Source organism: Nitrincola sp. A-D6 (assembly GCF_000764495.1).
Classification (GTDB): Bacteria; Pseudomonadota; Gammaproteobacteria; order Pseudomonadales; family Balneatricaceae; genus Nitrincola.
On the sequence record NZ_JRLB01000049.1, the window covers coordinates 21,320 to 28,860 of the forward strand.

Here is a 7,541-nt window from a genome sequence, read left to right on the forward strand (position 1 = left end):
TCAATATAGGGTATAATTCTGCGCCTATTTTGCTTTTACAGTGACGGATACAGGAACAATCAATCATGCGCAGTCATTATTGTGGCGATCTTCGTAAAGAACATATCGGCCAGGACATTACACTTTCAGGATGGGTTCACCGTCGTCGGGATCATGGTGGCGTTATCTTTCTGGATGTCAGAGATCGTGAAGGCATCACCCAGGTGGTGTTTGATCCGGACCGTGAGGCAAGCTTTGCCTTGGCTGACAGTGTGCGTAATGAGTACGTGATTGAATTAAAAGGACTGGTTCGTGCCCGCCCTGAAGGTACCGAAAATTCGGAGATGCCAACAGGTGCGATTGAAGTGCTGGGCAAAGAGCTGGTGATTTTGAACAAATCGGATACACCGCCTTTCCAGTTGGATGATCATCAGCAGGTGGGCGAGGATGTACGTCTGCGCAATCGCTTTATTGATCTGCGCCGTCCAGAGATTCAGCGCAAACTGCGTTTTCGTTCAAAGATTACCCACTATATCCGTAACTATTTGGAAGAAAATGGTTTTCTGGATATTGAAACGCCAATTCTGACGCGTGCCACACCCGAAGGGGCGCGCGATTATCTGGTGCCCAGCCGTACCCATGAAGGGCATTTTTTCGCGCTGCCACAGTCACCGCAGCTGTTCAAGCAATTGCTGATGGTGTCAGGTTTTGACCGTTACTATCAAATTGCCAAGTGTTTCCGTGACGAAGATCTACGTGCCGACCGTCAACCGGAATTCACTCAGATCGATATAGAAACCTCCTTTATGGACGAAGAAGGCATCATGGGAATCACTGAACAGATGATCCGTGGCTTGTTCCTGGAACAGCTGAATGTGGATCTGGGTGACTTTCCGCGCATGCCTTACTCTGAAGCGATGCAGCGCTATGGCTCTGATAAGCCGGATTTGCGTATTCCGATGGAGCTGGTTGATGTGGCTGATCTGGTTTCAGGCGTCGACTTTAAAGTGTTTGCCGCACCGGCAACCGATCCTAAAGGGCGTGTTGCTGCCCTGAAGGTGCCGGGTGGTGCTGAGCTGACCCGTAAACTAATTGATGATTACACTAAATTTGTGTCCATCTACGGTGCTAAAGGCCTGGCCTGGATCAAGGTTAACGCGCTGGAAAACGGCGCCGAAGGGCTGCAATCACCGATTGTGAAATTCCTGGGTGAAGAGGTGGCACTGCAGATTATGCAGCGTGTGGGTGCCCAGAACGGCGATCTGGTGTTCTTTGGTGCGGATAAGGCCAAGGTGGTTAATGAAGCGCTGGGCGCGCTGCGTATTAAAGTCGGTGAAGACCTGAACTTGCTAACACAGCAGTGGGCGCCACTCTGGGTCGTCGATTTCCCCATGTTTGAAGAAGACAGTAATGGCGGTCTGACCGCGTTGCATCACCCATTCACGGCACCCAGCTGTAGCCCGGATGAGCTGATTGCTGGCCCTGAAGGCAAGCTGTCCCGCGCCTATGATATGGTATTGAATGGTACTGAATTGGGTGGTGGCTCTGTACGTATTCATGATCAGGCCATGCAGCGTGCGGTATTTAAAGTGTTGGGCATCAGTGATGAGGAAGCGGAAGAGAAATTCGGCTTCCTGCTCAATGCGCTACGTTACGGTGCACCTCCACACGGTGGTTTGGCCTTTGGTCTGGACCGTCTGGTGATGTTGATGACCGGGTCGGCCTCTATTCGTGAAGTGATTGCCTTCCCGAAAACACAGAGCGCCGCGTGTTTGTTGACCGATGCTCCGGGTGAAGTCAGCGCCGCTCAGTTACGTGAACTGAATATCAAATTGCGTAAAACGCCCTGATGACAAGGTGAAGATCACTGTCTGGCATCGGGGTAGTCACCTAAGACTGCAAAGGACATATGGCTCCAGGCCAGCAGTGAAAAAAATACGCAGAACGAATGGGGCTTAGCAGCCCCTTCTTTGTTAATGAGGTAAGAGGTTATGGCAGGTCATTCCAAGTGGGCCAATATTAAACACCGCAAAGCGGCACAAGATGCCAGACGCGGTAAAATCTTTACTAAGTTGATTCGCGAGCTGACTGTGGCCGCCAAAGAAGGTGGCGGTGTGCCAGATGATAATCCACGCTTGCGTGCGGCTGTAGATAAGGCGCTTGGCGCCAATATGAAAAAAGACACCATTGAAAAAGCGATACAGCGCGGCGCGGGTGGTGCGGACGGTGATAATTACGATGAGCTCACCTATGAAGGCTATGGCCCCAATGGCGTAGCGATCCTGGTTGAGTGCATGACCGATAATGTTAACCGGACTGTGTCACAGGTACGGGCGGCTTTCAGTAAGCACGGCGGCAACCTGGGCACGAATGGCTCCGTTTCTTATCTGTTTGATAAAAAAGGTCAGATTACCTTTGGCAATGAGAGCGATGAGGATCAGATCATTGAGGCGGCGCTTGAAGCTGGTGCGGATGATGTGGTGACGCATGATGATGGTTCAATTGATGTGTTTACCAGCGTAACTGAATTTATGGATGTGAAGCAGTCCTTGTTGCAATCAGGGCTTGAGCCGGTTCATGCTGAGGTGGGTATGATCCCCTCAACGACAGTGGCGTTGGATGTTGAAACCGGCCAGAAGGCACTGAAGCTCCTGGATGTGCTGGAAGATCTCGATGATACCCAGAATGTCTATCATAATGCCGATATTCCGGAAGAGGCGATGCTTTGATCCTGGTTCCGATAAGCCAGTGGTTGTGCTGAGATGATTATTCTGGGGATAGACCCCGGCTCACGCATTACCGGCTATGGTGTGATCAATTCGCTTAAAGGTCATAACGAATACATTGCCAGTGGTTGTATCCGTATCCGTGAGGGTGAGTTGGCGGATAAGCTGCAGCAGGTGTATGCCGGTGTGTATGAAATTATTGAACGTTATCTGCCACAGGAATTTGCGATTGAACAGGTATTTATGGCGCGCAATGCTGACTCGGCACTGAAGTTGGGTCAGGCCAGAGGCGTAGCGATTGTCGCAGCGGCGAATCAATCAGTGCCCGTTTATGAATACTCAGCGCGGAAAGTGAAACAGTCAGTGGTTGGATCGGGTGCGGCAGATAAGAGCCAGGTACAGCACATGGTGGCGCATATCCTTAAATTACCCGGGTTGCCGCAGGCTGATGCAGCGGATGCGTTGGCTATTGCCTTATGTCATGCGCATTCCCGCAGTTCGCTGCTGAGTGTGGCAAGTCAGCATACTGGTCGTGGTGGGCGTTGGCGATGATAGAAATTGAAAATTTTGTCTACTATGCCGATCTGTTTGGTATAGCGATTTTTTCGATCACCGGTGTTCTGGCTGCACGTGGTAAGCAGATCGATCTGTTCGGTATCCTGGTGCTGGCATTAGCTACCTCTCTTGGTGGGGGAACCTTGCGTGATCTGGCACTGAATGCGCATCCGTTAATCTGGATTGCTGATCCGTTATTATTATGGACTGCTATAGGGTCAGCTGTTCTGATGTTCGTTTACTGTCGTTTCTGGCTGTTGCCGCGCCGGGCATTATTGGTGTTCGATGCAGCGGGTCTGGCTTTGTTTGCTATTGCAGGCGCTGAGAAAGCCATAGGATTGGGTTTTTCTCCCTTAATTGCCGTGATTATGGGCATCAGTACCGGTTGTGCGGGCGGTGTCATCCGGGATTTACTCACAGGGCGGATTCCCGGTATTCTCCAGCATGAAGAGTTTTACGCGACCTGCGCTTTGATGGGTGCGACCTTCTATGTACTAATGCATGGGCAGATGGATCCGAATCTGCTTGCCTTGTCTTCGATGGCGCTGATTTTCTGTATCCGCCTGCTGGCGATCTATACGGGTTTCCGGTTGCCGGTGTTTGTGGTGACTGGTATAGATCGTACCCCGCGGCGGGTGTTAACCGGTCGAAAAAAACGTTGGCTGATGTCAAAAAAATCCAAAGGTGAGAAATAAGCATGATCGGACATTTGCGAGGCGTTCTACTGGAAAAATACCCTCCTTTTTTAATGCTGGATGTCGCTGGTGTAGGTTACGAGGTGGAGGCTTCTATGAATACCTTCTATCGTTTAGCTGATATCGGTCAGGAGGTTTCTCTCTACACCCACCTGGTGGTGCGTGAGGATGCCCAGTTGTTGTATGGCTTTACCGATCGACAGGAACGCAGTGTGTTCCGGGAATTGATTAAAACCAATGGAGTAGGGCCTAAGCTGGCGCTGACTATTCTCTCGGGTATCAGTGGTGATGCGTTTATCCGTTGTGTTGAATATGAAGATGTGGCGACGCTGGTGAAGTTGCCGGGTGTGGGCAAAAAGACCGCCGAGCGCCTGATTATCGAAATGAAAGACCGCCTTAAGCACTTCAGTACTATGCCAACTGGGCTTCGGGCTATGGAAGACGCAGCATCAGCCAGGCAGCCAGCCGTGGCCGTGGTGGATGAGCGTCGGGAAGCAGAAACCGCCCTGGTCGCTTTGGGCTATAAGCCTGCTCAGGCCACACAGGCTATTGAAAAAGCCAGCCGTTCACTGGATGCGGATGCCAGTGCCGAAGCACTGATTCGCTTGGCACTGCGGTCAATGATCAGTTGATAAATGAGAAACAGTAATGATAGAAGCCGATCGATTTATAACGCCGGTTGCGACCAGTCCCGTTGAAGAGACGCAGGATCGCACGGTAAGACCGCAAACCTTACAGGATTATGAAGGTCAGCCGGTGGTGCGTGAGCAGATGGAGATTTTTATCCATGCCGCACGTAATCGATCCGAGGCACTGGATCATACCCTGATTTTTGGTCCACCGGGGCTAGGCAAAACCACCCTGGCACATATTATTGCTAACGAGATGGGAAGTCAGATACGTAGCACCTCAGGGCCGGTATTAGAAAAGGCGGGCGATGTGGCAGCCATGCTGACCAACCTGGAGGCTGGAGATGTGCTGTTTATCGACGAAATTCATCGCTTGAGCCCGAACGTCGAAGAAATACTCTATCCGGCGATGGAAGATTATCAGCTGGACATTATGATTGGTGAAGGACCCGCCGCCCGTTCTATCAAGATCGACTTGCCCCCGTTCACGTTAGTGGGGGCGACTACGCGAGCGGGGCTGTTAACCTCACCGCTGCGTGATCGTTTTGGTATCGTGCAGCGGCTGGAGTTCTACTCTGTTGAAGATCTGACCCACATTGTCACCAGGGCAGCGCGCTTGACGTCTACACCGATTGATCCCGAGGGTGCGCGGGAAATTGCCCGCCGTGCCAGAGGTACACCGCGCATTGCCAATCGTTTGCTGCGACGAGCGCGTGATTACGCTGAAGTGCGTGGTGATGGTGCGATTACTCGTGAGCTGGCTGATCTGGCGTTGAATATGCTTAATGTCGATGAAAAAGGCTTTGATCATATGGATCGGCGCATGTTACTGGCGATGATTGAGAAGTTTGGTGGGGGTCCCGTGGGTGTAGATAGCCTGGCGGCTGCAATCAGTGAAGAGCGGGATACCATTGAAGATGTGTTGGAACCCTATCTGATACAGCAAGGTTTTCTGATGCGTACACCGCGCGGGCGGGTGGTAACCGATCATGCTTATCTGCATTTCGGAATAAATAAACCCTTTAGCGAATAAGGGTCTGCATGATCCTGATCAAGGTTTAAGGTTAACGGGCTGTTACTATTGTCTAATAAAGACAGATAAAGTAACGGGATGGTGCCTATGTTGGCTTTACCAAAAGATCGCTTCGCCAGTGACTGTCGTCGTGAGCTGGTTCAGCTCCATACAACGCTTAAACAAGAACTGTTGGCCGCATCGGGAAGCGAAATTAAACAGGGTGCATTACTGGTTGAACTGCGCGCTTGTGAAGAGGCTATCAAGCGGATTGATAGTGGTTATTTTGGTTTGTGCAAAGTCTGTGGTGAGGCTATTGAGCTTAATCGCCTGAAAGCTGAACCCACAACCAGTCGCTGCTTGTGCTGCGAAAGCGGAGACTAGAACTCACTGGCGTAAAAAAAAATGTTATTAAGGTTCATTCCTGACCCATAGCTACTTGTATTAATTTTTGCGACTGCTATTGTGAGCGCCTGCCTTCTGTCAGGTTAGGAGTGAACCGTGCAAGACAAGTTATCTATCTGGTCTCTTGTAGTAGAGGCCAGTTTTATCGTTCAGCTGATCATGCTGACGCTTATGATTACCTCATTTGTTTCCTGGGTGATGATTTTTCAGCGCCGCTCCGTGATTCGTGCGGCACAGCATTCCATGCGTGCTTTCGAAGAGCGTTTCTGGTCGGGTGCCGATCTCGGACAACTGTACCGCGAAGTCAGTCAACAGCCCAATGAGAATTGTGGTGTTGAAAACATTTTTCGTGCCGGGCTGAAAGAGTTCACTCGCCTTACCCAGCAGGGTAAAGCTGATCCTGATGTGGTGATGAATGGCATTCAGCGGCGCATGCGGGTGGCGATGTCCCGCGAAGAAGAAAAGCTGGCAAAACACCTGCCATTCCTGGCAACGGTCGGTTCTACCAGTCCCTATATGGGGCTTTTTGGTACCGTGTGGGGAATTATGAACACCTTTCGTAGTCTAGCTACTGTACCCCATGCAACGATATCGGTGGTGGCACCAGGTATTTCAGAAGCGTTGATCACAACGGCAATTGGTTTATTTGCAGCTATCCCGGCTGTTATTGCTTACAACCGCTTTGCGGCGCAGTCGGAAACACTGCTGAGTAATTATGAAACCTTTGCCGATGAGTTCTCCAGTATACTCTACCGTCGCCTGCATGCACTCTGAGGTCTGATGATGGAATGGCGTACTCGCAAAAAGCGTAGTCTGAATGCAGAAATCAATGTGGTACCTTATATTGAGGTTATGGTGGTGCTGTTGGTGATTTTTATGCTGACAACACCGATGCTGACTCAAGGGGTAGATGTTGATTTACCTCAGGCCAGCGCGGAACCGGTAGAAGCAGAAGATCAGGAGCCCTTGATCGTCACCGTGGATTTAGACGGTAATTATTATATTAACGTGGGTGGTGATGATTCCGAAATTGCAGATCCTGATACGGTTCGGCAGCGCATTACCAGTGTTTTGAATGAAAACCCGAACAAGCTCCTGCTGGTCAGGGAGATAAAAATGTGTCATATGACCGGGTCGTACAGCTGATGGTGCTATTGCAGCAGGCGGGTGCGCCCAGTGTTGGTCTGGTCACTGAGTAGGCTGGGCGTGGATAATTATCGTAGTTATGTATCACCGGTTTTTTGGGCGACGCTGGTTCACGTAATGATGCTGGTGCTGATTGCCGGGCAGTGGTTTGATTTTTCTGAATCACCACGTCCACAGCCACGGCATTTGCAGGCGCGCATGATTGATATGAGTAGCTTGCAGCCGGATCAGGCCGCTGCACAGCAGGCAGCCGAACAGGCGAGAGCCAGGAGCAGGCGCGCCAGGCAGAGCAGCAGCGCCAGGAGCAAGCCGTGGCTGAGCAGCAGCGTCAGGAAGAGCAGCAACAGCAGCAGGAACAACACAACCAGGAAACAGCTAACCTAGCCAGTAATGC

The 7,541-nt window shown here is 51.0% G+C and carries 10 protein-coding genes; all 10 read left to right on the plus strand.

Features of this window, described 5'->3' with window-relative positions:
* The first annotated feature begins 65 nt into the window (after positions 1–65).
* The 10 genes from aspS to LH51_RS09115 all read left to right on the plus strand — a co-directional run bounded on the left by aspS (position 66) and on the right by LH51_RS09115 (position 7,531).
* On the plus strand, positions 66–1,829 hold the full coding sequence (gene aspS / locus LH51_RS09070; protein ID WP_036521710.1) for an aspartate--tRNA ligase: 1,764 nt from the start codon (positions 66–68) through the stop codon (positions 1,827–1,829).
* A 141-nt stretch (positions 1,830–1,970) separates the two neighbouring features.
* The gene (locus LH51_RS09075) at positions 1,971–2,708 is read left to right on the plus strand and encodes a YebC/PmpR family DNA-binding transcriptional regulator (protein WP_036521711.1); all 738 of its coding nucleotides are present in this window, start codon (positions 1,971–1,973) and stop codon (positions 2,706–2,708) included.
* Between the two features lie 33 nt (positions 2,709–2,741).
* Positions 2,742–3,257 (plus strand): crossover junction endodeoxyribonuclease RuvC, encoded by a 516-nt coding sequence (ruvC, locus tag LH51_RS09080; RefSeq protein ID WP_036521713.1) that lies wholly within the window; start codon positions 2,742–2,744, stop codon positions 3,255–3,257.
* Positions 3,254–3,955, plus strand: a complete 702-nt coding sequence (locus tag LH51_RS09085) for a trimeric intracellular cation channel family protein (RefSeq protein ID WP_081960753.1) — start codon at positions 3,254–3,256, stop codon at positions 3,953–3,955. The genes ruvC and LH51_RS09085 overlap by 4 nt, the downstream gene beginning before the upstream one ends.
* Positions 3,956–3,957: 2 nt before the next feature.
* A complete protein-coding gene (gene ruvA / locus LH51_RS09090; protein WP_036521714.1) occupies positions 3,958–4,587 on the plus strand; it encodes a Holliday junction branch migration protein RuvA in 630 nt (209 codons plus the stop codon).
* A gap of 16 nt (positions 4,588–4,603) precedes the next feature.
* The gene (gene ruvB / locus LH51_RS09095) at positions 4,604–5,617 is read left to right on the plus strand and encodes a Holliday junction branch migration DNA helicase RuvB (RefSeq protein WP_036521715.1); all 1,014 of its coding nucleotides are present in this window, start codon (positions 4,604–4,606) and stop codon (positions 5,615–5,617) included.
* An 87-nt stretch (positions 5,618–5,704) separates the two neighbouring features.
* The gene (locus LH51_RS09100; RefSeq protein WP_036521717.1) at positions 5,705–5,980 is read left to right on the plus strand and encodes a TraR/DksA C4-type zinc finger protein; all 276 of its coding nucleotides are present in this window, start codon (positions 5,705–5,707) and stop codon (positions 5,978–5,980) included.
* A 117-nt stretch (positions 5,981–6,097) separates the two neighbouring features.
* Complete coding sequence (gene tolQ, locus LH51_RS09105; protein WP_036521720.1) at positions 6,098–6,775, plus strand: protein TolQ; 678 nt, start codon at positions 6,098–6,100, stop codon at positions 6,773–6,775.
* A 6-nt stretch (positions 6,776–6,781) separates the two neighbouring features.
* Positions 6,782–7,147 (plus strand): biopolymer transporter ExbD, encoded by a 366-nt coding sequence (locus LH51_RS09110; RefSeq protein ID WP_327124649.1) that lies wholly within the window; start codon positions 6,782–6,784, stop codon positions 7,145–7,147.
* 30 nt (positions 7,148–7,177) lie between these two features.
* Positions 7,178–7,531, plus strand: coding sequence for a hypothetical protein (locus LH51_RS09115; RefSeq protein ID WP_036521723.1), 354 nt, complete (start codon positions 7,178–7,180; stop codon positions 7,529–7,531).
* The last annotated feature ends 10 nt before the right edge of the window (positions 7,532–7,541 follow it).

What these genes read in the sequence shown, in the direction of transcription:
- aspS (WP_036521710.1), top strand. Translation starts at nt 66, where the DNA reads ATGCGCAGTCATTATTGTGGCGATCTTCGTAAAGAACATATCGGCCAG.
- LH51_RS09075 (WP_036521711.1), top strand. Translation starts at nt 1,971, where the DNA reads ATGGCAGGTCATTCCAAGTGGGCCAATATTAAACACCGCAAAGCGGCA.
- ruvC (WP_036521713.1), top strand. Translation starts at nt 2,742, where the DNA reads ATGATTATTCTGGGGATAGACCCCGGCTCACGCATTACCGGCTATGGT.
- LH51_RS09085 (WP_081960753.1), top strand. Translation starts at nt 3,254, where the DNA reads ATGATAGAAATTGAAAATTTTGTCTACTATGCCGATCTGTTTGGTATA.
- ruvA (WP_036521714.1), top strand. Translation starts at nt 3,958, where the DNA reads ATGATCGGACATTTGCGAGGCGTTCTACTGGAAAAATACCCTCCTTTT.
- ruvB (WP_036521715.1), top strand. Translation starts at nt 4,604, where the DNA reads ATGATAGAAGCCGATCGATTTATAACGCCGGTTGCGACCAGTCCCGTT.
- LH51_RS09100 (WP_036521717.1), top strand. Translation starts at nt 5,705, where the DNA reads ATGTTGGCTTTACCAAAAGATCGCTTCGCCAGTGACTGTCGTCGTGAG.
- LH51_RS09110 (WP_327124649.1), top strand. Translation starts at nt 6,782, where the DNA reads ATGATGGAATGGCGTACTCGCAAAAAGCGTAGTCTGAATGCAGAAATC.